Here is a 23626-nt window from a genome sequence, read left to right on the forward strand (position 1 = left end):
GTTACACCTCGGTGAAGTCCTGGGGCGGCGTGACCAGGAACTCGCGGAACTTGGACTTGGTGGCGGCCTTGTTGTAGGCCTGTTCGGGGTCGATCATGCCGGCCGTCAGGAGCTTCATGATGGCGTCGTCGATGCTCTGCATGCCGAACTTGCGGCCGGTCTCGATGACGGAATTGATCTGGAAGATCTTGTTCTCGCGGATGAGATTGCGCACGGCCGGCGTGGCGATGAGGATCTCGATGCCGGCCACGCGGCCGGGCTGGTCGATGCGCTTGAACAGGTTCTGGGCGATGATGGCCCGCAGTGAGTCGGCCAGGCCCGAGCGGATCTGCCCCTGCAGGTCGCCGGGGAAGACTTCGATGATGCGGTCGATGGTCTTGGAGGCCGAGATGGTGTGCAGGGTGGCGAAGACGAGATGGCCCGTCTCGGCCGCCTCAAGGGCCAGCTGGATGGTTTCCAGGTCGCGCATTTCGCCGACCAGGATGATGTCCGGGTCCTCGCGCAGGGCCCCGCGCAGGGCCGCGCTGAAACTCATGGTGTCGCGCCCGACCTCGCGCTGGTTGATGAGGCAGTTCTGGGGCTCGTGCACGAACTCGATGGGGTCCTCGATGGTCAGGATGTGGTCCTTGCGGATCTTGTTCACGTAATCCACCAGGGCCGCCAGGGTCGTGGACTTGCCCGAGCCCGTGGGGCCCGTGACCAGGACCAAGCCCTTGGGCAGCAGGGCCAGGTTCTTGAGGACCGAAGGCAGGCCCAGTTCGTCCAGGGACAGAATCTTCTGCGGGATCTCGCGGAAGACCGCGCCGATGCCGCGCTTCTGCATGAAGAAGTTGGCGCGGTAACGGGCCAGGTGCGGCACCTCGTACGAGAAGTCCACGTCGCCGGACTCTTCGAAGGTCTTGATCTTGTTCTCGGGGGTGATTTCGTAGAGCATCTTCTTGAGTTCTTCATGCTCCAGAAACTTGTATTTGATGCGCTGCATTTCTCCATGCAGGCGGATGATGGGCTGCGAACCGGAGGAAAGATGGAGATCCGAGGCCCCCAGTTCATGCATCATCTTGAAAAAAGCATCGATTTGAGCCATTTATACCCCCATCACCAGGAGTTGATCACGAAATGCGGCATTCCGGAAAAGTGAATGTGACGTGTCCGCAGCCTTCAAAACTGTCCGATCGAATAGGCTTGTACAGGAAAAATCCACAAAACGGAACGCAAAACTTCAGTCGCCCCAAATCCGGTAAAAGCCGTACAGATAGTTCCAGCCGGAATAGACGGTCAGCAGAAGAGCCACAAAAAGCAGCCCCGAGCCGAGCCACGCGACGTTAATGCCGAACATCGGATAGTGATAGATCAGGGGAACCAGGGCGACGCTCTGCATGATGGTCTTGAGCTTGCCGTACTTGTCCGCGGCGATGACATGCCCCTTGTCCGCGGCGATGGCCCGCAGGCCCGTGACGAGGATCTCGCGCACGATGATGATGATGGCCACCCAGGCCGGAACCCAGTTCAGCTCGACGAGCATGACCAGGACCGAGGCGATGAGGATCTTGTCGGCCATGGGGTCGAGGAATTTCCCGAAATTGGTGACCTGATTGTATTTGCGGGCCAGGAAGCCGTCGGCCAGGTCCGTCAGGATGGCCACGAGGAAAAGCAGCATGGCCAGGGCGCAGGTCGTGGGACCGGGAAAATACAGCAGGGCGACGATGAACGGCACCGCCAGGACGCGAAACAGGGTAAGGGCATTGGGTAGGTTCATCATCGCTGTTTATTCGTAATGCTGGAGCCGCGCCCAGACTTTTTGTACATAGTTTTGTGTTTCGGTATACGGAGGAATCCCCCCGTATTTCTTCACCGCGTTGGGTCCCGCATTGTAGGCGGCCACGGCCAGCCTCCTGTCGGGGAATGTATCGAGCAAATACTTCAGGTACCGGATGCCGGCGTCGATGTTCTCCTTCGGGTCGAAGGGGTTGTCGAGGTCGAGGTCACGGCCCGTTTCGGGCATGATCTGCATCATGCCCTGGGCCCCGGCCGTGGACACGGCTCCGGCGTCGAACCCGGACTCCACGTCGATGACGGCCATGACAAGTTTCTTGTCCACCCCGTGCTTGCGGCACAGGCCCGAAACGATGGCGTCCACCTCCTGCACGGTGCGCTTGTCGCGCTTGAAGCCGACCAGAGCCCTGCGGATGTAGTTGATGGACTTCTGAAACTTGTAGGGCTTGTAACGTTTTGACGTCGGGATGTCCGTGATGCACAGAGACCCGTCTTCCTTGACCATGTAGTAGATGCCCTTGGCCCGCGCGTCAGCGCCGGGCCAGAGGAGCACCCCCACGAGGAAAAGGGAAACCGCCACGACACGTTTCATACGCCCACCGTCACCTCACCTTCAGACGTGGCTGCTCGAAACCGCCTCCAGGCTGTTGCGCGCGGCCTCGACGACGCGGTCGGCCAGGGCCAGCAGCGCCAGCTTGGCCGGGCAGTCCACATCGAGCATGACCACGGGCTTGCCCAGGTCGCCGGCGACCACCGTGGCCGGATCGAGGGGAATGGCGCCCAGGAACTCAAGCGAGTACTTCTTGGCCAGTTCCTCTCCCCCGCCCTTCTTGAACAGGTCGATCTGCTGGGAACAGTGCGGACAGATGAGCCCGCTCATGTTCTCGACCACGCCGAGAATGTTCGCCTTCACGTATTGCAGGAAATTAATCGATTTTCGCACGTCTGCCAAAGAAATTTCTTGGGGCGTGGTGATGACGATGCTCAGGGCGTCGGGCACGGTCTTCAGCACGGCCATGGGCTCGTCACCGGTGCCTGGAGGCGAGTCGATGACCAGGAAGTCGAGCTCGCCCCAATCCACGTCGGACACGAACTGGCGGATGGCCGAGGTCTTCATGGGACCCTTCCACAACACGGCCTGGTCCGGGTCCTTGAGCAGCGACTCCATGGACACCACGGACAGGTTCTCGCTGTAGCGCTTGGGCTGGATGCCCTTCTCGGGGTCGATGTCCAGCAGGCCCTTGAGGCCCAGCAGGTGCGGGACGCTGGGGCCGTGGATGTCGACGTCCAGCAGGCCCACCTTGTAGCCGCGCAGGGCCAGGCCGGCGGCCAGGTTGGTCGACACGGAGCTCTTGCCCACGCCGCCCTTGCCGCTCATGACGAAGAGCTTGTATTTGATCTTGGACAGGGTGCTGGCGATGACCTTGTCCTGGCGCTCCATCTTGGACTCGGGGCTGTCCTGGATGGTGCCCAGGTTCTGCTTGCTCGAACAGCTCGAGCAGGAAGACTTGGAAGACATGTTCCCTCCGGGTGTATCTTCGCCCGCCGTCCCGCCGCGCGGGGCCGGAAAGGGCTTTTCGTTCTCGATAAAAAAGCGGCTTCCGGGGCGGGGCCGCTTCAGACTTTCCAACCGTGTGAGCCGACGAGATCCACGAAGGCCACGGAGCCGTGGTCCTCCTGATGAATGCGGCCCTCCTTCTTGAAGATGCGCAGCAGGCGCTGTTCCCGCTTGGCCCGCCCCACGGGGATGACCATGATGCCCGGATCCGTCAACTGGTCCAGGAGGGGCTGCGGGACTTCGGGCCCTCCCGCCGTGACGATGATGCGGTCGAAGGGGCCGAGCTCCGGCCAGCCCAGGGTGCCGTCGTCCAGTTTGACCCGGACGTTGAAGTACCGCATGTCCAGGAGCCGGGTGCGGGCCGCCATGTAGAGCTGCTTGATGCGCTCCACGGTGAAGACCTCGGCGCCCATGGCCGCCAGGATGGCCGCCTGGTATCCAGAGCCGGTGCCGATCTCGAGGATGCGCATCTGGGGGCGGACCACCAGAAGCGTGGTCATGAGGGCCACGATGTAGGGCTGGGACAGGGTCTGGCCCAAACCGATGGGGACGGGATGATCACCGTAGGCCTGGACCTGCAGGGCCTCGTCGACGAAGAGGTGCCTGGGGACCTGACGCATGACCGAAAGCACGCGTTCGTCCGTGATCCCGCGAGCCTCGATCTGCTCCCGCACCATCCTCTCGCGATTGCGAACTAGACCCTTCAAGTTCCCTCATCCCCCCGGGCGCTTCGATTCATTGGAAATCATTGCCTAAACGCTCGATGCAAACCAGATTTCACCCACCAAGTCAACTCGCACGTCCCCGCAAGGCCCATGGAACCCCGCTGCAAACCTTTTTCTTGCGCCAGCCGTACGAATCGGCGAAGAATGAGAAAAAAGGAGTATGCCATGTTCCAGGTGAAAAATATCATGACCAAGGACGTCTTCACCCTCAACCAGCACGACAGCCTGAGCGCGGCCAAGGACCTCATGAGCCTGGCCCGCATCCGGCACATCCCCATCGTCGACGCCGACGGTCACTTCGCGGGCCTGCTGACCCACCGCGACATCCTGGCCGCGACCATCTCCGAACTAGCCGGCATCGACCGCGAGACCCAGGACGAGATCGAGGCCGGCATCCCCATCACGGAGATCATGCAGACCGACGTGGTCACGGTCAGCCCCGACCTGTCCCTCAAGGAGGCGGCCAGGCTCCTGCTGGAGGAGAAATACGGCTGCCTGCCGGTGGTCTGCGACGCCACCCTGTGCGGCATCATCACCGAGGCGGACTTCCTGCGCCTGACCATCGATCTCATGGACGCCGTCGAGCCCGAAGAGTGAAAGCGCCGAGAATTGATTGTGGACTGCGTTGCTTCACCGCTTTTCAAGGGCTCATGTAGACGGATGCGCTTCACCCTCGAAAAGCGCCTCGCTCCGCCCACAATCGATTCTAGCGCGACAGTTCACGCCGTTCATGTCTTCTTGACAACAATTCTGAAAATGGATCGCTTCGTCGAAGCCCCCTCGCGATAAACCCTCTCAAAGGCCACAATGAACGCGGGTCAAGGGGCGCGCCCCTTGCGGGGTGCGGGGCGGCGCCCCGCATCCTCACCCCTGCCGCAAATTCAGAACAGGAACATGGCCGCAAGGCCCAGAAACGTGAAGAACCCGAGGCTGTCGGTGAGGGTGGTCAGGAAGATGCTCGAGGCCTGGGCCGGGTCGCGGCCGATCTCCTTGAGCACGAGGGGGATGGAGGCGCCGGCCACGGCGCCGATGAGCATGTCCAGGCCCAGGGCCACGGCCATGACCGAGGCCAGCCCGAGGTTGCCGGTCCAGAAGAACAGGCCGGCGAAAACGAGCATGCCGACTATGAGGCCGTTGGCCGTGCCGATCTTGGCCTCGCGCAGCACGGCCACCCAGCTCTTCTTGCGGTTGAACCGCTCCATGGCCAGCTGCCGGATCATGACGGCCAGAGCCTGCTGGCCCGTGTTGCCGGCCTGGTTGGCCACGATGGGCATGAGGGCGGCCAGGAGAGCCATCTGGGCGATGGTCCCTTCGAAGAGGTGCACGACGAAGGCCGAAATGGCCGAGTTGAGGACGTTCATGACCAGCCAGGGCAGACGCATGCGCAGGGAGTAGGTCCAGGGCGAGTCCACGGTCTCGTCCCGACCGGCGCCGACCATGGACTGCATGTCCTCGCTGGCCTCGTCCTGGATGATGTCGATGACGTCGTCGACGGTGACCATGCCCAGCAGCCGCTGCTCGTGGTCGACGACGGGCAGGGCCAGGAAGTTGTAGCGGCTGATGAGGCGGGCCACCTCCTCCTTGTCCGTGTCGAAGGGGACGTAGATGAGGTTCTGGTCGCCCAGGAGATCCTTGAGCAGCGTGCGGCCGGGGCTCAGCAGCAGGTCGCGCAGGGAGACCACGCCCTTGAGGTGCCGGTACTCGTCGACGATGTAGGCGTAATAGGGGATCTCCGTCTCCTCCACGCGCTCGCGGATGAGATTGATGGCCTGCTGGGCGTTCATGGACTGATCCAGGGCCAGGATCTCCGTGTTCATGACGCCGCCGGCCGAATCCGGGTCGAACTGGAGCAGGTCGGAGATCTCCTCGGCGTCCTCGCGCTCGAGCTTCTTGAAGATGCGGACCCGGACGTCGTCGTCGAGGTCTTCGAGGATGTCCGCGGCGTCGTCCGGGGACATGGCCTCCAGGATGGCCGCGGCGAAGGACGGCGAGAGGCGGCTCATGAGCAGGTTGCGCTCGTGGCGCTCCATCTCCGTGATGGACTCGGAGGCGTCCTCCACGTCCATCTCCCGGATATACTCGAGCTGCTCGGCCAGGGACAGGTTTTCCAGCTCGTCGGCCGTGTCGGCCGGATGCTGGCTGTCCAGGGAGGCGGCAACCCACTGTACGGACGAATAGTCCGGCGGGATCGGATCGGAATTTTTCTTTGCATTCATGACTCGTGCTCGGTAGCTTAATCAGCCGGTGAGGTCAAAGCGCCCGTTGCATTCGCGCCGAAACGTCACACGGCATTTGACAAGGCACAAGGCCCCGAATACTGCCGCCTCTCACGGAAACACCATGCTTCACCCACTCGTCAGCACCCTTCTCGACCGCATCCTCCAGGGCGGCGCCCTGACGCAGGATGACGGCCGCGCCCTGGCCGCCCTCGGCCGGGAGCACACCACCGGCCTGCTCTTCGCCGCCAACGCGGTCATGAATGCCAGGGGGCGCGTGTCCTTCACCTGCTCCATCATCAACGCCAAGTCCGGGACCTGCTCCCAGGACTGCGTCTTCTGCGCCCAGAGCGGACACTACCGAACCGGCAGCCCAACGCACCCCCTTCTCCCGCTGGAGGAACTGGTCGAACGCGGTCTGGCAATGCACGCGGCCGGGGCCTCGTGCTACTCCATCGTGACCAGCGGACTGCGCCTGGCCGAGGACGAGATCGAACGCGTCTGCGCCTGTCTGCGGGAACTGAGGCGGCGCACGGACATGACCCTGAGCGCCTCCCTGGGGCTGCTGACGTCGGAGTACGTCCGGCGTCTGGTCGATGCGGGCCTGTCCCGCTACCACCACAATCTGGAGACGGCCCGTTCGCACTTCCCGGCCATCTGCACGACCCACGAGTACGACCAGGACATCGAAACCGTGCTGCTGGCCAAAGAACACTGCCTGCAGGTCTGCTCGGGCGGCATCCTTGGCCTTGGCGAGTCCTGGGACCAGCGCATCGAACTTGCCGGGACCCTGGCGGAACTCGGGGTCGACACGGTGCCGCTCAATTTCCTGAACCCCATACCGGGCACGCCCCTGCAGGACGTGGAGCTACTGACGCCCCACGATGCCCTCAAGTCCGTGGCGCTTTTCCGGCTGATGCTGCCGGAAGCCGACATCACCGTGGCCGGCGGGCGCGAGAAGGTCCTGGGCGACTACCAGTCCTGGCTGCCCCTGGCCGGGGCCAACGGCATGATGATCGGCAACTACCTGACCACCCGCGGCCGGGGCCTGGACGCCGACACGCGCATGCTGGAGCAGGGCTCATGGATCTGACCGCGGCCGGGAGGCTGACCCTGCCCGTGTCCTTCGACCCGGACGACGCCTGCTTCAACGGGCATTTCCCCGGCAACCCGGTGGTGCCGGGCACGCTGATCATGGGCCTGTGCCTGGAAGCCGTGCGTGCGCGTCTGGGCCATGCGGGGCCCTTGAGGGTCCGGCGCTTTTCCTTCGCCCGTTTCGCCGCGCCCGGTGCGTACGAACTGCGCATCGAGGACCGCGGCGGTGAGTTCGCCTGCATCCTGAGCCAGGGCGACACCGTCTTCGCCCGGGGGAGGATCGCGCCGTGAGGCTCTCCTTTCGCGGCCGCACGGCCCTCATCCTCGGCGGGGGGAGCGACATGGGCCTGGCCCTGGCCGCCCTGCTGCGTGACGAAGGGCTGGCCGTGATCCCGACCCACGCATCGGAGACGGGACGCGAGGCCGTAGCCCGGCGCTTCCCGGACTTGGCAAGCCCCCGTCTGGAGCTGGGAGATCATGATTTCGGGGCCCTGCAGCCCGTCCTCGACGCCGGCGTCGACTACCTCGTGGACCTGGCCCAGGGCGACCTCGAAGGCCTGGCCGCAGCCGCGGGCGACGAGGCCGAGGGCTATCTCGAAGCCCATGTTTCCGGCCGTCTGCGCCTGCTGCGTGCCGTGACCAGATCCATGCTCCCCCGCCGCTTCGGGCGGCTCGTCTTCGTCTCTTCCACCGCCGCGGCCTTGCCCGCGCCGGGCCAGGCCTTCTACGGCGCGGCCAAACGCGCGGCCGAGGGGTTGTACCAGAGCCTGGGGCTGGAGCTGGGTTCGCGCGGCGTGACCTCCGTCAGCCTGCGCCTGGGCCTCGTCGACGCCGGCCGGGGGAAGCGCTTCCTGGACGCCGACGACAGACGGCAGACGCTCGGCGGCAAGGTCGTGAGCCTGGAGCAGGCCGCCTCAACCCTTCTTTTTCTCATGTCGGACCAGGCCCTCGCCCTGACCTGCACAACCATCACCATGGACGCCGGACTGACGGCGCAGAAATACCTATGAGCAATATCGAAACCATCACGGCTGCCATCAACGGAATTCTGGCCGACATCCTCGATCTGGACCCGGAGCTGATCACCCCCGAAACGTACGTTGTCCGAGACCTGCGGGCAGAGTCCATCGATCTGCTCGAGATAGGCGTGGCCATCCAGCACCGCCTGGATATGGAGGTCGATGACGACACGCTGTTCCTCAAGAACATGCGCAAGGTCCTGGCCCGCGCGGCCAAGGCTGGAACTGCCCCGGAGGCTGCCTTGGCCGACGAGTACCCGCACCTGGACTCTGCCCGCATCGCCGAAATCGTGACCGACCGCGAGACCGGCCCGGTGATCAAGGTCCGCGACCTGATCGCCTACGCCGCCGACCGCGCCGGGGATCGGGAGGACTGATGGCCCGCCGGGTGGTCATCACGGCCAGCGGCTTCATCCTTCCCCTGGGTTCGACACCCGGAGAGGTCCTGGCCGCCCTGGACTCCCCCCACGGACCTTTCGAGCGATGGGCCGCCGACCGGCACGTGTCCGTCTGTCCCGTCGCCGGGTTCGACCTGCGCTCCTACGTGGGCCGCTGCAAGAACGCGCGCTACCTGACGCGCGGCCAGCAGCTGTGCCTGGCCGCGGCCGTGCGCGCGGTGTCCGAGGCGGACCTCGGGCCGCAGCACCTGGACAGCGCCGGACTCTTCCTGGGCCTGGGACCCAACCTCCAGGCCGTCCCGCGCGAGGACAAGGCCCTGTGGCTGCTGGACTGTCTGCCCAACACCCTGGCCGCGACCCTGGCCGAACAGCTGGGCCTGCACGGCGAGAACCTGACCATCATGACGGCCTGCGCGGGCTCCACCCAGGCCCTGGGCCAGGCGTTTCGGACCGTGGCCGCGGGCCTGGCCGACGTGGCCCTGGCCGGCGGCGGCGACTCGCGCCTGTCGGTCGAAGGGGTGCGCGCCTACCGCCAGGCCGGGGTTCTGGCCACGGATTTCGTCCGGCCCGAGGAGGCCTGCCGTCCCTTCGACCGCAACCGCTCGGGCTTTGCCATCGGCGAGGGTGCGGCCATGTTCGTCCTGGAGAGTCTTGATCACGCCACGGCGCGGGGTGCGAGAATCCTGGCCGAAGTTGTCGGCGCCTCGTCGTCCCTGGACGGAGGCAGCCTTACGGGCCCGGACCCAGCGGGCATGGCGGCCGCCAGGGCCGTACGGCTGTGCCTGGAAAAACTCGGCTCGCGGGACCTCTGCGTCCTGGCCCACGGCACGGGCACGGTCCTCAACGACGAGACCGAGGCCGCCGTCCTGTCCGGGACCGTTCCCAACGCCCGGGCCGTGTGCGCCTTCAAGTCCCGCATGGGGCACCTGGCCTCGGCCTGCGGGGCGGCGGAGTTGGCCGTGGGCCTGGTCTGCGCCGAGACCGGCCAATTTCCGGCCATCGCCAACCTCGAAAATCCGGCCTGGCCGGACCTCCCCCTGTTGCGCAGACCCATGGCCCTGCGGCCGAAAAACCTGCTCCTGCAGAGCTTCGGCTTCGGCGGGCAGAACGCCTGTCTGGGCCTCAAAGAATTCAAGGCCGGGAAGGATGCGGCATGAGTCCGGATGCACGCCATGCAGCGTCGAGGGTTGAGGACGCGCCCGGTGCCGACTTTTCCGCCTTCGACCCTTCCATGGCCCTGGATGCCGTCGTTTCATGCGACGAGAGGGAAATCGTGGCCCGGACCGCGGACGGACTGCCGCCCTATCTGGCCCTGGAAGCCCTGGCCCAGGCCTGCGGGCTGCACCTGCGCCGCCGCCACGACTTCGCGGTCCGCGCATTCCTCGCTTCCGTCTCGGACCTTGTCCATGTTCCGGGGCTGGGCCACAGCTCGCTGACCATCCGCGCCACCCTCATCGCCGAGACCGCGGCCGGCGCCGCCTACGATGTCATCATGGACGGCGCTCCGGCCTGCCGGATACTCATGGGCCATACACCCCTGGCGTCCCCCGACATTTTTTTCCGCCAGCGCTTCGAGGCCCTATGCACCCGCTCCTGAGCAGACTGCGCGCCGACGTGGAAGCCCGCAAGGCAGCCGGCCTGGGCCGGGAACTCCTGGCCGTGTCCGAACACCGCGACGCCTTCGCAGTGGTGGAAGGACGAGAACTCCTGGACTTCTCCTCCAACGACTTCCTGGGACTGGCCCAGGACCGGGCCATGGCAGCGCATCGGGCCGAGCTGTGCCACCTGCAGGGCTGCGGCTCGGGCTCCTCGCGCCTGGTCACTGGCACCTCCTCGGCCACCGTGGAGGCCGAACGCGCCCTGGCCGCGCATTTCGGGTATGAATCCTGCCTGATCCTCGGCAGCGGCTTCCTGGCCAACCTGACGCTGCTGGCCACCATTTTCAACGACAAGGACACACTGGCCCTGGACAAGCGCGCCCACGCCAGCACCATGGCCGGCGTACGCCACAGCCGGGCCGCCTTTCACACCTTCCGGCACAACCGGCTGAGCCACTTGGAGAAGATACTGCAGACGCACCCGGTGCAGGCCGTGCTGACCGAGTCCCTGTTCAGCATGGACGGGGACTCCCCCGACTTCGTGACGCTCAAGCGGCTCAAGGATGAATTCGGATTCCTGTGCGTCGTGGACGAGGCCCATGCCTTCGGCGTCCTGGGCGAGGGCGGCCGCGGACTGGCGCAGGACGTGGCCGACGTGGCCGTGGGCACACTGGGCAAGGCCTTCGGGCTGTTCGGGGCCTTCATCCTCTGCCCGGAGGCGGTCCGCGACCATCTCGTCCATTTCGGCCAGGGATTCATCTACACCACCGCCCTGCCGCCCTGGCACGGGGACATGGTGGCGGCGATGCTGGAGCGCGTCGCGGCTGCCGATGAAGCGCGGACACAACTGAAAGAGCTTGGGGACGAGGCGCGCAGAATCCTGGGGGATCTTCTCCCGGTCCGCGGCGCGGCCCACATCCTGGCCCTGGAGGTCGGCGACGAAGCCCGCAGCGTCCGACTGGCAGAGGGCCTGCGCAGCCGGGGCGTGCTCGTCTTCGCGGCGCGCTACCCCACCGTGCCCCTGGGCCAGGCCATCCTGCGCGTCAACCTGACGAGCCTGCACACGAGGCGGCACGTCGAAACGCTGCGCGACGCCCTGTCCGCGACGCTGAGGGAGGAATCATGACACGGCCCGGAAAAATCATCTTCATAACCGGCACGGACACGGACGTCGGCAAGACCGTACTGAGCCTCCTGATCATGCGCGCCCTGGCGGGCCGCGACGCCGTGTACCTCAAACCCGTGCAGACGGGCTGCACCGACCCGGATGCGGATTCCGACCCGGCCTTCCTGCACCGCCACCTGCCGGAAGGACTGCCCGGCGGCATGAGTCCCGCGGACTGCATCCACAGCCTCCGCCCCCTGCCCAAGGCCCCCCTCTTCGCAGGCGAACCCGTGGATTTCGAGGCGCTGCAGAGATTCATCGAAGGCCGCACTGCCTGCCACGACATCGTGGTGGTCGAGGGCGCGGGCGGCGTGCTCGTGCCGGTCACTGCGCAAAAGAACATGCTCGATCTGGCCATCGCCTGCCGGGCCGCAATCCTCGTCGCGGCCAGGGCGGGCCTCGGCACCATCAACCACACCCTGCTGACCTTCGAAGCCATCGCCGCGCGGGGTGCGGAATGCCTGGGCGCAATCCTCCTTGACCCGACCGACGCAGTGCCCGGACCCGACCGGACCGAAAACATCACGGCCATCGAATCCTTCTCCGGCCGTCGCGTGCACGGAGTGATCGGACGCATCGACGACCTGCGGCATCCGGACCCGCATCACCTCGCCCTTCTCGGGAATGTGCTGGTTCCCTTCGCGAACTGATTCCCCCGCAGCCTCCGGCCGCTCTTGACCGTCCACTGCTCTGCATGTACGAGACTGCAGATTTGGGGTCTGCACGGCAGACCCCGTGCGGCGTGTGCGCGGGACGGGCCCATTTGGCCTTGCAACACATCACCAATCGAGGAAGCAGTTCATGAGCAGAAGAATCATCCAGGTCGAGGAAAAGGTACCGTTACTCCAGGGCATCCCATTAAGTCTGCAGCACCTTTTCGCCATGTTCGGGGCCTCGGTGCTGGTCCCCACCCTATTCAAGATCGATCCTGCCATCGTGCTGCTCATGAATGGCATCGGCACGCTCATTTACCTCTTCCTGTGCAAGGGCAAGGCTCCGGCCTTCCTGGGTTCGAGCTTCGCCTTCCTGTCCCCGGTCTTTGTCGTCCTCGGTGCCGACGCTGCCCTGTGGGGGGGCAACTACCCCTACGCCCTGGGCGGGTTCATCGTTTCCGGTCTGATCTTCTGCACCGTGGCGCTCATTATCGGCAAGTTCGGCTCCGACTGGATCAAGGTCGTGCTGCCGCCGGCCACCATGGGCCCCATCGTGGCCCTCATCGGCCTTGAGCTGGCCGGCGTGGCCACGGGCATGGCCGGCATCATGCCCGACAAGACCGGCGCCTACGACATGAACGCCATCATCGTGTCCATGGTCACCCTGCTCGTCGTGGCCTTCGGCTCCATCGTCTTCAAAGGCTTCATGGCCGTCATCCCGGTCCTGATCGGCATCATCGTCGGCTACGGCGTGTCCATCGCCATGGGCATGGTCAACTTCGACATCATCTCGGCCGCCCCGGTCTTCGCCATGCCGACCATCTACACCCCCGCCTTCGACTGGGACAAGATCCTGATCATCATCCCGGCCTCCCTGGTAGTCATCTCCGAGCACATCGGCCACCTCGTGGTCACGGGCAACATCGTCGGCCGCGAACTGACCAAGGACCCCGGGCTGCACCGCTCGCTCCTGGGTGACGGCATCTCCACCACCCTGTCGGGCTTCATGGGTTCCGTGCCTGTCACGACCTACGGCGAAAACATCGGCGTCATGGCCATCACCCGCGTCTACTCCGTGTGGGTCATCGGCGGGGCGGCCGTCATCTCCATCTGCCTGGCCTTCGTCGGCAAGCTCTCGGCCTTCATCCAGTCCATCCCGACCCCGGTCATGGGCGGCATCTGCATCCTGCTCTTCGGCGTCATCGCCGCCTCGGGCATCCGCATGCTGGTGGAGTCCAAGGTCGACTACTCCAAGCCGGCCAACCTGATCCTTACCGCCATCGTCCTCATCGTCGGCCTGAGCGGAACGGCCGTGAGCATCGGCACGGTCCAGCTCAAGGGCATGGCCCTGGGCACCGTGGTCGGCATGCTCATGTCCATCATCTTCCACCTCCTCGAAACCATGGGCCTGACCAACCAGCCGGCCGACCACTAGTCCCGGAATCGACATCAGCAACCAAGGCGGGACACATTGCTGTCCCGCCTTTTTTTCGTCATGTGGGGGAGAACAATGAAGAGATTTTCACCCTGGCTCTGGATCGGCGGCATCGTCGGAGTTCTGACCATGGGGGCCCTGAGGTTTCTGGGCAAGAGCACCGACATCTTCGGGCTGCTGGCCGGTATGGCCGTGGTCATCGCAGTCCTGGCCTTCCTCGTCATCCGCTACGTGAACCGCAACTGGTGAGCCGAAACGTGCATGACGCGAACCTGCGGGACACGGCAGCCCTGTGGGGACTGACGTTCGAGGCGATCCTGCCGGGCATCCCGATCCAGGGCAGCCCGGAACGCTGTCTGGACCGGATGGTGATCCGCACGGATGCAGGCCCCTTCCTGCTTGAAGAGTTGAGCCCGGAGTCCGTCCCGCGCAAGACCGTCCTGGCAAGTCGCCTGGCCCATCTGGCCGGCGCGGGTCTGGCCGTGGCCGCACCCGTGCCCGGACGGGACGGGCGGCACGTGCAGCCCCGGAACGGTAAATTCTGGCAGCTGTCCCCGTATGTGCCGGGCATCGAACTCGACCGGGACACGTACTGGCGCGACGCCTGGCGCGGCGAAGCCCTGGCCAGCTATCTGGCAGACATGCGTCGCGCCGCCTGCGGAATGAATCTGGATGAACCGCCCTTCGACATGGCCGCCTACGCCCGCCGCATCGAGACCGACACCCGCCGCCTGCACCCGCGGGTCCACGATCGTCTGGCCCGGATCTTCACGGCGCTCCACCTCGGATTGGCCGAATGCGGCCATCTGCCGGCCGTCTTCAGCCACGGCGACCCCCATCCCCTGAACGTCATCTGGGGGGAGAACCGGATCCTGGCGGCCATCGACTGGGAATTCTGCGGTCCCAAGTGCGCCCTCTACGACATGGCCCTGGTCCTGGGCTGCGTAGGCAGCGAGGGCGAAGGGGCGCTCGTAGGCCCATTTGTCCAGGCCTTTCTGGAAACGCTGCGATCAGAAGGCCTGCTCGGCAAAGAGATGGAAGCCCACCTGCCCACGTGGGTTCTTGCCCTGCGGACCGCCTGGCTGGCCGAGTGGCTGCGGCGCGGAGATACGGAGGCGGCGGAGTTCGAGGTCTTCTACATGGAGATTCTGGCACAGCCACTCTTGAGGAAAACGCCTGGATCGTGGCCATGAAATGCGGCGGCCTCGGAGCCTGCAACCACGGGGCTTGAACGCCGCAAACTTCTGGGAAGCATCGGACCAATTCGTCCACCCTCATGATCCGACAACCCCGCGCCTCCTATAGGGTTCCCTGTCCGGGCCAACGACACTGCCCATAACTTTCCCCGCATAATTCATTATTCTCCCGCATGTGCTTCTCCATCCGATGCTGGCAGAGTGTTTCGAAAACCTTCGACGCACAGCACCGGGAGGATCCATGCCGCATCCGACAGCAGACAGTTCGTGGTTCACCTTCGAAGCCCCGGCCGATCACGCGTTCCGGGTGTTCGCCTTCACCGGGATCGAAGAGGCCCACCGGCCCTACGAGTTCGGGATCGAACTGGTGGACGAATCCTCGGGCGTCGACTTTACGGAACTCCTCGGCCAGCCCGCCTGCCTGTCCGTCGCCGACAAAAGCGGCGGGGTCCGCCATGTCCACGGCCTCATCCGCCACTTCGCGCAGCTCCATACCTCCAACCTCCGCACCCACTACCGCTGCCTGCTCGTCCCGCGCCTGTGGTTCCTGAGCCTGATCACGGACCACCGCATATTCCAGAACATGAGCGTGCTCCAGATCATCGAGCAGATTCTGAAGGAGCAGAACTTCACCGGGAATTCCTACGCCTTCAAATGTTTCTTCGACTACGCTCCCCGCGAGTACTGCGTGCAGTACGGCGAAACGAGCCTGCATTTCATCTCCCGACTGTGCGAGGAGGAAGGCATCTACTTCTACTTCGAGCATTCCGCCGATCGGCATGTGCTCTGCTTTTCAGACCGCGAGGGCGGGCCGATGATCGGCGGCGAGAGCCTGCTGCGCTTCCATCCCGGCGCCGGGACCGAGACGGACACGGCCGTGGTCCGGGAAGTCGAACTGAATCAGGCCGTTGTCAGCGACGCCTTCACCTTCCGGGAATGGAACTTCGAGAAGACACGCCTGGACCTTCAGGTCGGCCAGGCGGAGACGGATTCCGTCAAGGCCCCTGTCCCCGCAGGAATGACGCTGGAGCGATACCGCTATCCCCATCTGTACCAGTTGCAGAAAGACGGCAGGCGTTACGCGGACATGGAGCTGCTACGCCATTTCAGTCTGAGCCGCTGGATCGATGTCCACACCGACGCGTCCCGGATGCTCCCCGGACATTCCTTCGAACTGTTCGGTCACCGCCGACCGGAACTCAACGCCCGCTGGTGGGTCGTGCGGGTCGAGCACCGCGGCGAGCAGCCGCAGGTGCTGGAGCACGAGGCTCCGGACCGGGGGATGACGTATGCGGCCAATGTCCGGGCCATCCCGATCACGACGCGCTTCGTGCCCGCGTCCGACCATCCCAAGATACGCATCCCGGAAAAGCAGACGGCCATCGTGACGGGTCCCGATGGCGAGGAGATCTTCCCGGACCGGTACGGCCGGGTGAAGGTGCAGTTCCACTGGGACCGTCTGGACAGGCGCGACGAGAACACGAGCTGCTGGATCCGCGTGTCCCAGGGTTGGGCCGGCGGCCAGTACGGCACCATGGCCATCCCACGGATCGGCCAGGAGGTTATCGTCTCATTCCTGGAGGGCGACCCGGACCGGCCCATCGTCACGGGCCGGGTCTACAACTCCGCCAACCCGGTCCCGTACTTCCTGCCCGAACACAAGACGCGCACGGTCTTCAAATCCCTGTCCTCGCCGAGCGGGGTCGGCTTCAACGAACTGCGCGTGGAGGACAGGAAAGGCCAGGAAGAAATCTTCGTCCATGCCGAGAAGGACGTGAACGTGCACGTGAAAAACGACTGGAAGGAACACGTCCTGCGCGACCAGCACCGCACCATCGACCATTTTTCCTACTCACTCGTGAAGGGCGAAGATCAGCAGACCGTGGAACAGGACCGCAAGGTCGAACTCCTGTCCGACGATCACCTGACGGTCAGGGGGAGCAGCCACAGCCGCTACGACGACTGGCTCCTCCAAGCCGGAACCGAGTCCCACGTGGCGGCCGGCCGCAAGACCGTCATCGAGGCCGGCTCGGAACTGACCATCAAGGCCGGTGGCGGCTTCATCAGGATCGACCCTTCAGGCGTGTACGTTGGCGGGACCAAGGTCAGGATCAACTCGGGCGGGAGTCCGGGGGTGGGAAGCGGAGCGAGGCCCCTGCTTCCTATACCACCCGAATATGTGGGCAAATACACGGAACATTTTGTCCTGCAGGACAATGAAAGTCGGTTTTGGGTCAACATGCCGTATGAGATATTGATGGAAGGCGACGAAATCGTTTCCGGAACGACGGATATGCAGGGAAGAACGCACGTTGAGGTTGACAAGTGTGTCAAGGAAGTTCGTCTCGGCTTGTCATCTGCTTTTAATGCTGATTTGGAGTAATATATGACTGAGCATGTCAAAAATAAATATATGAAAAAATTTATTCTCATTCTTATTGTTATGTTTATGTTTTACTTCACAATTCCAATAATTTTTGAATTTTATAAAAAATTAGGCGCGAGAAAGTTATCTGAAAAATTCAGCCCTGGAGAAAGATATAAAGTCGAATATTACATACCTCTTGATTATAAATATTTATTATTTCCTTTTGATAGTCCATTTTTTGTTAAAATTTATGATTTTAAAGAGAAAAAATATATTTTCGAGAGCGATGTTTATGAAATGGGTCAAGGGACAGGTATATCTTGGCCACAAAGAGGTCTCCCTAACATTATAGTTGGGACAGGCATAATAACTCACGATTTAGAATTGGAGGAATATCATGCCGCTCCGTAGTGAGTCTGTTGATGTATTTTTAGAATCCACTTTTTCAGCGATATCACGCCTCAGCGATGCAAATATTTCTGAGGGCAAGATCGTTGTTATCAACAGACTGAAAATGACAGATCTGCCAAAAGTGATGACCAAGATGGGATGGACTGTCGCGCCACAATTGATGGAGCGATGGTTTGAAAGTGATGCATTCGTATTAGACGAATATTTGAGGAAAAAATATTTTGATGATCCTCTAGATATCCCTGCTATCCATTATAACGATAAAATAGTGACCATGGAGTGGGCACTCACATTCGAACGCGTAAGAAATGAATATGACAATATTTTTCGAAATATAAATACAGTAGCAGCAATAAAGAAATTGAAAGACCACGTAATCAATCACAAATTATTTGATGATGGTTCGCGCTTAGGCAATATCGGCATGAACGCCCGTGAACTCAACGCCCATTGCCAGATCCAAACCCAGATGTTTGGCTCACGCACGGATACCATTGACGATCTGTATGGTGCCATCGGGTTGGGCATGCTGCAGCTTGCCGTCGTCGGCGAAGTGCAGCGCGGCATCAACAAAGATTCATTTCGGGTGGACAATATCGGAGTGTATCTCAAAGACGCCTATGAGTTCAATGGGTTTCAGTTTCTTGGATGTTGGACCAACGAGAAGACATTCGGAAAGGCTGAAATATTGGGTCGTGCAGCGGCTCAAGCATATCGATTGAAGTCTCCGGAAGCTGCACTGGCTGCAAAATTCATCAAGACGGACCAGCCTGTGTTTCATGTTCACAATCATGACTTTCGAAACTACCGGGAAAAGCATGGAAAGGGTGGCGATTTCATCATCTATTCCGATGTGAAATGGACTCCCGGATACGGCTTGACAATCCCGCTTGGAGATGCGCTGCGAAACGTCCCCGCGTTTGCGGGATCATGATCGGCATCCGATGTGTCAACGGAACTCTCAAGGACGATATTTGAAACGCTCAATGGAAGGATAAACCGAATGAACACTCCAAAAATTCGAAAAGCGATATCAATCCTTATAATTTATCTGTTTTCTAGTTACTCTATCTTGTCACTTTTGTACTACTTTCTTGATATATATTATTCATATTTACAAATGCCAGTAGGTGTATTTGGTTTTTTGCCAAGAATGATAATGTATCATTACATATACCCATATCAATATATATTTGTATGCGCGCTATCGTATAGCGCACTTTCAACAGCCTGGTCTTATATTTTCTGGAGGCAAATTGGATTAAAAAGGTTTTTATCTATAAATTTTGTTATTATTTTATCGATAATTCTCAGCTCAATACCTGGAGGTATTCTTTGGGTAATCCACGACATGCACGCTGGATTTTTTCCGACAGGTGTTCGATTTTGGAAAGATATATATAATGGAGCAGTATCAGGACTGAGCATTGGATGGTTATTAACTTTACTTTCAATACCTTACAATATAATAGGCCATGTCATTGGATTATTCGCGACTAGTTTTATAGAAAAATCAACACGGGCATGGAGAACAAGATAGCGCATGGCAATAAGAGCACTGAGCAAACAAAAAATGAGCCATACCTGAAGTTGAAATGCAGCGTCCCGCGTCCGGCAGGTCTTGAAGTTCCGGTCTGGTGCGCTAGATTCTTTCGGTGGCATCCAAACCTTCCGCCGGATTCTTCGCCACGGAGCATGCCATGGGCATCGACGCCATTATCAGCCTCGCCGTGTTCGGCGGCCTCGTCGTCTGTATCAGCGCCAACGTGATACACATGCCCCTGGCCGGACTCGGCGTAGCATCCTCATGGCGATGGGCATCATGACCCCAGAAGTGCGCAGCGCGGGCATCCTGGCCTCGGCCGACCTGGCCGCCGGAGGCGCGGGCGTCCCGGCGAAGCCAAAGGCGTCATGCTGGCCATGCTTTTCGTGGTGACTCCGGGAGGCAACACGACCATGATCGGCGCGGCGCCGAACATCATCGCGGTCACGGCGGCGCGCAAGGCGGGCGAAGCCGTCACCTTCGGCTCCTTCGCCTGACTAGCCGCGCCTGTGATCCTCATTCAGCTGGCCGCGGCCGCGGTGTGGATTTCCTGGAAGATTTGAATGGGTCAGCGGCGGTCGGAGGAAGGCCCGCCCGAATCGAAAATCTCGCCGTAAACCGCCGCCCGCGCCCGGGCAGCGGCGTCCAGCACCCCCACCCGTGAATCGACGAAATCATAAACTTTTGGTTGAGCTTTTCCAATGGACGGCCGCAGCACACGTCCCAGGTACTGGATGAGGCGGCCGCTGAATTTGACGGGCGTGGCCAGAAAAAGGGAGGTCAGGTTGCTTGCGTCGAAGCCCTCGCCGATGAGCTGGCCCGTGGCGAAGACGACCTTTTCGCGGCCGTCCTGAATGCGGCCGACCAGGCTCTTGCGCTCGGGCAGGGGCGTGTCGCCCGTCAGCACGGCGCCTTCAATGCCGTGACGCTGGGCCAACATGGCCTGCAGCGCGCGGCAGTGCCCCTTGCGGTCGGATAGCACCAGGGCTACCCCGCCGCCCGCGCGGATTTCGCGATCCACCTCGTCGACAATGAGAATGTTGCGCTCCCAGTCCTCGGTCAGGTCAGCGATGATGAGGGCGTATTCCTCCGAAGGGTCCCGGCGGGTGAAAAATTCCGTGGGCCTGATGCAAATCTCCGGGCGCAGGATGGCCCCGCTGTCCATGAGGTCTTCGCCGTCGATGCGGGCGTGCATGGCGCCCAGGTGCCAGAAGATGAGCTGCGTCAGACCGTCGCGGCGATACGGCGTGGCCGAGAGGCCCAGGCTGTAGGCGCTGTCGAAGGCCGTCACGGCCGTCGTGAACGTTCGGCTGGGAGCGCGGTGACACTCGTCGACCACCAGATGCCCGACGCGTTTTTTCAGCTCCTTGGCCCTGGCGTAGACCGACTGGACCGTGGCCACGGTGACGCGCTCGCCAACGCGGCTCTTGCCGCTCCCGATCATGCCGACCTCGCGGGCCGGGATGCCCAGGAACTGCTCGATGCGCTCCACCCACTGCATGGCCAGGTCGCGGGTGTGCACGATGATCAGGGCAGGCTGGCGGCGGCTGGCGATGAGGGACAGGCCGCAGACGGTCTTGCCGGCTCCGGTGGGCGCGCAGAGGGTGCCGAAGCGTCGGCGCAGCATGGCCTCGCAGGCCGTGCGCTGGTAGGGGCGCAACTCCCCGGAAAAAGCAAAGTCCACCTCGGGCAGGCTGCGGCGCTCGTCCTCGTACTCGACAGTCTCGCCCTGCTCGGCGCAGATGCGCGCCAGACGCTCGCCGTAGCCGCGCGGCACGATGAGCCCGCCGCACTTGCGGGCCGAGTAGAACTTGAGGTGCCGGGAGACGCGGAAATTGGTGCGGCCCATCTTCAGGTTTTCGAGCCACTTGGGGTTCTCCAGCGTCAGCTCGGCCATGACCGCGTCCTTCACGGACTCAGGCATGTCGGACAGGAAAAGCTTGTGGCTGATCCGGCAGCGCATCACGCCTGCGACCCCAAAAGTGTGGCGAAACTCTCGGGAACCCGCGCGACCTTTCGCGCCGCGTAGTCGAAGCAGACCATGCCCGTCTTGACCACGGCGATCTCGGCCGCGTCGGACACACGGGTCAACCGATAGACCAGCTCAAAACCCGAGCGCCGCACTTCCGTGACACCCAAGTCAACATCCAGTTCGTCGCCCAGGAAAGCCTCGGCCCGGAAAAGCAGGGCCGCGTCGGCCATGATAAGCCCCGCCCCGCCCACGTCCTTCTCGGACAGCCCCAGGGACGACAGCCACATCACCCGCGCCTCGTGCGCCAGCCCCAGCACCCGGTCATTGCCCAAGTGCCCCCCGTAATTCACGTCCGAAACCCGCACCGCCAGCCGCGCCCGGAAGAGCCACGCCTGCGGCGTCTCAATCTGCACTCGCGCCATATTTTACCAGTCCATCCCGTCCATCTCGTCCATTGCGTCCATATAGTCCATCATCCACCGTCTGCCCTTCAGGATACAAGCCCCTCCAAACTCTCCCCCCGCCCGATGACCGCCAGCGTGTCCCCCTGCTGCAGGGCCGCATCAGCCTTGGGCACGAACACGAAATGCTGTTCGTCAGCCGCCCGCACGGCCACGACCTGGATGCCGTAGGCATTGGTCAGGTTCAGCTCGCGCAGGTTCTTGCCGGCCCACTTGTCGACCACCAGTTCCTTCAGAATGACGTTTGTGCCCAGCGGCAGGTAGTCGATGAGGCCCGGCACGGCCAGCTTGGCGGCCAGTTGTTCGGCGGCGTAGCGTTCGGGGAAGATGACCGAATCGGCCCCGACCTTGCGCAACACCTTCTCGTGGTCGTGGCTGATGGCCTTGACCGTGACGCTGCGGCAACCCAGCTCCTTCAGGAACAGGGTGACGAGGATGCTCGCCTCCATGGAATGCCCAGTGCTGACGATGACCTCCGGCAGTTCGCCGAAACCCAGCTGCTGCAGGGCCGTCTTGTCCACGGCCTCGGCCTGGTAGGCGTGAGTCAGGGTCTCGGCCGCGGCCTTGACCTTTTCTGGGTCGCTGTCCAGGCCCACGACCTGCTGCCCATGCGCCATGAGGGACCGGGCCAGACTCAAGCCGAACTTGCCCAGGCCCACCACTCCGAATTCCTTGCGTGCCATATGATCTCCTAGCCTATGAGCATGTTGCGTTCCGCGCGGCGGAAGTGTTCACGGGTCTGCCAGGCCTGCAGCATGGTCAGAAAAACGATGGGCCCCAGACGCCCGACGAACATGAGCATCATGACGACGAGCTTGCCCGGGACCGACAGGTGCGGGGTCAAGCCGGTGCTGAGTCCCACGGTGCCGAAGGCCGACGCGGCCTCGAAAAAGAGCTCGATGAACTTGCCACGCACCATCTGGTGCGGCACGTTGGCCCCCTCGGTCACGGTCAGGACGAAGACCGAGGCCAGTACGAGGACCACGGCCAGGATGGTCAAGGTCATGGCCTTGTTCACCGTGGGGACGTCCACGGCGTAGCCCTCGACCACGACCTGCTCGCGCCCCTTGACCTGGGAGGCGCCGAAGCCGAGCAGCACGCGCAGGGTCGTGGTCTTGATGCCGCCGGCGCAGGATCCTGGCGAGCCGCCGATGACCATGAGCAGGATGAACACGAAAAGGGACGTGTCCGTCATGACGCCGATGTCCATGGTGTTGAACCCGGCTGTGCGGGCCGTCACGGACTGGAAGAGGCTTTGCAGCACGGCCGTAAAAAGGCCGTCCTGGGGCTTTTCGATGCAGAGGAACACGGCCCAGCCCAAGAATACGAGCCACAGGCTGGTACGGATGACCAGGGAACTCTGCCAGCTGAGCCGCCCCGAAAGGCGCTTGAAACCCAGGAGCGACCCGAAGAACCCGGGCAATTCCACCAGGACGTAGAAGCCGATGCCCCCCAGAAAGATGAGGAGCATAAAGACGAGGCTGACGGGCAGATCCCCGCCGAAGCGCATGAGGTTGTCCGGGTAGAGGGCGAAGCCGGCGTTGCAGAAGGCCGACACGGCGTGGAAGAACGCCCCGAACCAGCCCATCTCGCCGCCGGTGAAGGCCTGCAGCGCCATGGCCCCCACGGCCTCGATGCTCAGGCAGACCACGAAGACCCGAACCAGAAAACGCCCCAGCCTGAAAGATGGGTCGCCCAGCAGGGACTCGCCCACGGCCAGGCGGTCCGTGAGGGTCACGCGCCGGCGCCAGAGGTAGAAGACCAGGCTCGTGTAGGTCATGACGCCCAGGCCGCCGACGTGGATCAGCACGGCCAGGACGGTCAGTCCGAACGTCGAGAAGGTCGTGCCCGTGTCCACCACGGTCAGGCCCGTCACGCAGGTCGCGGAGACCGACGTGAACATGGCGTCGAGCCAGGAGATGGCCGTACCGTTCTGGGCGGCCGAGAGGTGCAGCAGGATGCCGCCGAAAAGAATGGTCCCGGCGAAGAAATAAACCGGCAGAAACGCCGGAGAGACGAATTTGCGGATGGTGGTCACGC

General features: G+C 62.7%; 27 protein-coding genes. 17 read left to right on the plus strand and 10 right to left on the minus strand.

What is annotated here, in order from left to right; translation table 11 throughout:
• Position 1: 1 nt before the first annotated feature.
• From G394_RS0108015 to G394_RS0108035, 5 genes are all read right to left on the minus strand, one after another.
• Positions 2-1084 (minus strand): type IV pilus twitching motility protein PilT, encoded by a 1083-nt coding sequence (locus G394_RS0108015; protein ID WP_028577218.1) that lies wholly within the window; start codon positions 1082-1084, stop codon positions 2-4.
• 135 nt (positions 1085-1219) lie between these two features.
• On the minus strand, positions 1220-1759 hold the full coding sequence (gene pgsA / locus G394_RS0108020; protein ID WP_028577219.1) for a CDP-diacylglycerol--glycerol-3-phosphate 3-phosphatidyltransferase: 540 nt from the start codon (positions 1757-1759) through the stop codon (positions 1220-1222).
• A 6-nt stretch (positions 1760-1765) separates the two neighbouring features.
• Positions 1766-2365: a lytic transglycosylase domain-containing protein gene (locus tag G394_RS0108025; protein ID WP_028577220.1), complete on the minus strand. Its 600-nt coding sequence runs from the start codon at positions 2363-2365 to the stop codon at positions 1766-1768.
• Between the two features lie 21 nt (positions 2366-2386).
• Positions 2387-3292 (minus strand): Mrp/NBP35 family ATP-binding protein, encoded by a 906-nt coding sequence (locus G394_RS0108030; RefSeq protein ID WP_028577221.1) that lies wholly within the window; start codon positions 3290-3292, stop codon positions 2387-2389.
• A 98-nt stretch (positions 3293-3390) separates the two neighbouring features.
• Positions 3391-4008: a protein-L-isoaspartate(D-aspartate) O-methyltransferase gene (locus G394_RS0108035; RefSeq protein ID WP_051307046.1), complete on the minus strand. Its 618-nt coding sequence runs from the start codon at positions 4006-4008 to the stop codon at positions 3391-3393.
• A 213-nt stretch (positions 4009-4221) separates the two neighbouring features.
• Here G394_RS0108035 and G394_RS0108040 point away from each other — a divergent pair, with 213 nt between their 5' ends.
• Positions 4222-4653 carry a CBS domain-containing protein gene (locus G394_RS0108040; protein ID WP_028577223.1) on the plus strand — a complete coding sequence of 144 codons (432 nt, stop codon included), beginning with the start codon at positions 4222-4224 and terminating at the stop codon, positions 4651-4653.
• 284 nt (positions 4654-4937) lie between these two features.
• On the opposite strand, the gene mgtE is transcribed toward G394_RS0108040, so the two are convergent.
• Positions 4938-6272 carry a magnesium transporter gene (gene mgtE, locus G394_RS0108045; protein ID WP_028577224.1) on the minus strand — a complete coding sequence of 445 codons (1335 nt, stop codon included), beginning with the start codon at positions 6270-6272 and terminating at the stop codon, positions 4938-4940.
• Between the two features lie 124 nt (positions 6273-6396).
• Here mgtE and bioB point away from each other — a divergent pair, with 124 nt between their 5' ends.
• From bioB to G394_RS21740, 16 genes are all read left to right on the plus strand, one after another.
• The gene (gene bioB / locus G394_RS0108050) at positions 6397-7365 is read left to right on the plus strand and encodes a biotin synthase BioB (RefSeq protein ID WP_028577225.1); all 969 of its coding nucleotides are present in this window, start codon (positions 6397-6399) and stop codon (positions 7363-7365) included.
• Positions 7356-7658 (plus strand): ApeI family dehydratase, encoded by a 303-nt coding sequence (locus G394_RS18465; protein WP_043775144.1) that lies wholly within the window; start codon positions 7356-7358, stop codon positions 7656-7658. The genes bioB and G394_RS18465 overlap by 10 nt, the downstream gene beginning before the upstream one ends.
• Positions 7655-8377: an SDR family NAD(P)-dependent oxidoreductase gene (locus G394_RS0108060; protein WP_028577226.1), complete on the plus strand. Its 723-nt coding sequence runs from the start codon at positions 7655-7657 to the stop codon at positions 8375-8377. The genes G394_RS18465 and G394_RS0108060 overlap by 4 nt, the downstream gene beginning before the upstream one ends.
• A complete protein-coding gene (locus tag G394_RS0108065) occupies positions 8374-8763 on the plus strand; it encodes an acyl carrier protein (RefSeq protein WP_051307047.1) in 390 nt (129 codons plus the stop codon). Before G394_RS0108060 ends, G394_RS0108065 begins: the two co-directional genes overlap by 4 nt.
• On the plus strand, positions 8763-9941 hold the full coding sequence (locus G394_RS0108070) for a beta-ketoacyl-[acyl-carrier-protein] synthase family protein (RefSeq protein ID WP_028577228.1): 1179 nt from the start codon (positions 8763-8765) through the stop codon (positions 9939-9941). Before G394_RS0108065 ends, G394_RS0108070 begins: the two co-directional genes overlap by 1 nt.
• Positions 9938-10381, plus strand: a complete 444-nt coding sequence (locus tag G394_RS21380) for a hypothetical protein (RefSeq protein WP_043775147.1) — start codon at positions 9938-9940, stop codon at positions 10379-10381. The genes G394_RS0108070 and G394_RS21380 overlap by 4 nt, the downstream gene beginning before the upstream one ends.
• Positions 10366-11508: an aminotransferase class I/II-fold pyridoxal phosphate-dependent enzyme gene (locus tag G394_RS18475; RefSeq protein ID WP_043775149.1), complete on the plus strand. Its 1143-nt coding sequence runs from the start codon at positions 10366-10368 to the stop codon at positions 11506-11508. The genes G394_RS21380 and G394_RS18475 overlap by 16 nt, the downstream gene beginning before the upstream one ends.
• Positions 11505-12197: a dethiobiotin synthase gene (gene bioD / locus G394_RS18480; RefSeq protein WP_043775151.1), complete on the plus strand. Its 693-nt coding sequence runs from the start codon at positions 11505-11507 to the stop codon at positions 12195-12197. Before G394_RS18475 ends, bioD begins: the two co-directional genes overlap by 4 nt.
• A gap of 151 nt (positions 12198-12348) precedes the next feature.
• Positions 12349-13635 carry a uracil permease gene (gene uraA, locus G394_RS0108085; RefSeq protein ID WP_028577229.1) on the plus strand — a complete coding sequence of 429 codons (1287 nt, stop codon included), beginning with the start codon at positions 12349-12351 and terminating at the stop codon, positions 13633-13635.
• Positions 13636-13710: 75 nt separating this feature from the next.
• A complete protein-coding gene (locus G394_RS21160) occupies positions 13711-13884 on the plus strand; it encodes a hypothetical protein (protein ID WP_156902527.1) in 174 nt (57 codons plus the stop codon).
• A gap of 8 nt (positions 13885-13892) precedes the next feature.
• Complete coding sequence (locus tag G394_RS18485) at positions 13893-14828, plus strand: phosphotransferase (RefSeq protein ID WP_156902529.1); 936 nt, start codon at positions 13893-13895, stop codon at positions 14826-14828.
• Positions 14829-15072: 244 nt separating this feature from the next.
• Positions 15073-17214, plus strand: a complete 2142-nt coding sequence (locus G394_RS18490; protein WP_051307049.1) for a type VI secretion system Vgr family protein — start codon at positions 15073-15075, stop codon at positions 17212-17214.
• A 3-nt stretch (positions 17215-17217) separates the two neighbouring features.
• Positions 17218-17610 carry a hypothetical protein gene (locus tag G394_RS21165; RefSeq protein WP_156902531.1) on the plus strand — a complete coding sequence of 131 codons (393 nt, stop codon included), beginning with the start codon at positions 17218-17220 and terminating at the stop codon, positions 17608-17610.
• Positions 17597-18544 carry a DUF6402 family protein gene (locus G394_RS0108105; RefSeq protein WP_028577231.1) on the plus strand — a complete coding sequence of 316 codons (948 nt, stop codon included), beginning with the start codon at positions 17597-17599 and terminating at the stop codon, positions 18542-18544. Before G394_RS21165 ends, G394_RS0108105 begins: the two co-directional genes overlap by 14 nt.
• Positions 18545-19310: 766 nt before the next feature.
• A complete protein-coding gene (locus tag G394_RS21735) occupies positions 19311-19436 on the plus strand; it encodes a hypothetical protein (RefSeq protein ID WP_281168266.1) in 126 nt (41 codons plus the stop codon).
• Positions 19437-19521: 85 nt separating this feature from the next.
• Positions 19522-19650 carry a hypothetical protein gene (locus G394_RS21740; RefSeq protein ID WP_281168267.1) on the plus strand — a complete coding sequence of 43 codons (129 nt, stop codon included), beginning with the start codon at positions 19522-19524 and terminating at the stop codon, positions 19648-19650.
• Between the two features lie 71 nt (positions 19651-19721).
• Here the strand turns inward: G394_RS21740 and G394_RS0108120 are convergent, their stop codons facing one another.
• From G394_RS0108120 to G394_RS0108135, 4 genes are all read right to left on the minus strand, one after another.
• Positions 19722-21116 carry a DEAD/DEAH box helicase gene (locus G394_RS0108120; protein ID WP_028577232.1) on the minus strand — a complete coding sequence of 465 codons (1395 nt, stop codon included), beginning with the start codon at positions 21114-21116 and terminating at the stop codon, positions 19722-19724.
• Entirely contained in the window at positions 21116-21547 is a 432-nt protein-coding gene (locus G394_RS0108125; protein WP_028577233.1) for an acyl-CoA thioesterase, read from the minus strand. Before G394_RS0108125 ends, G394_RS0108120 begins: the two co-directional genes overlap by 1 nt.
• A gap of 68 nt (positions 21548-21615) precedes the next feature.
• Positions 21616-22269, minus strand: a complete 654-nt coding sequence (locus tag G394_RS0108130; protein ID WP_028577234.1) for a potassium channel family protein — start codon at positions 22267-22269, stop codon at positions 21616-21618.
• A gap of 8 nt (positions 22270-22277) precedes the next feature.
• On the minus strand, positions 22278-23624 hold the full coding sequence (locus G394_RS0108135; RefSeq protein ID WP_245578292.1) for a TrkH family potassium uptake protein: 1347 nt from the start codon (positions 23622-23624) through the stop codon (positions 22278-22280).
• Between the last annotated feature and the right edge of the window lie 2 nt (positions 23625-23626).

The sequence above is a fragment of the Desulfomicrobium escambiense DSM 10707 genome, from assembly GCF_000428825.1.
GTDB lineage: Bacteria > Desulfobacterota > Desulfovibrionia > Desulfovibrionales > Desulfomicrobiaceae > Desulfomicrobium > Desulfomicrobium escambiense.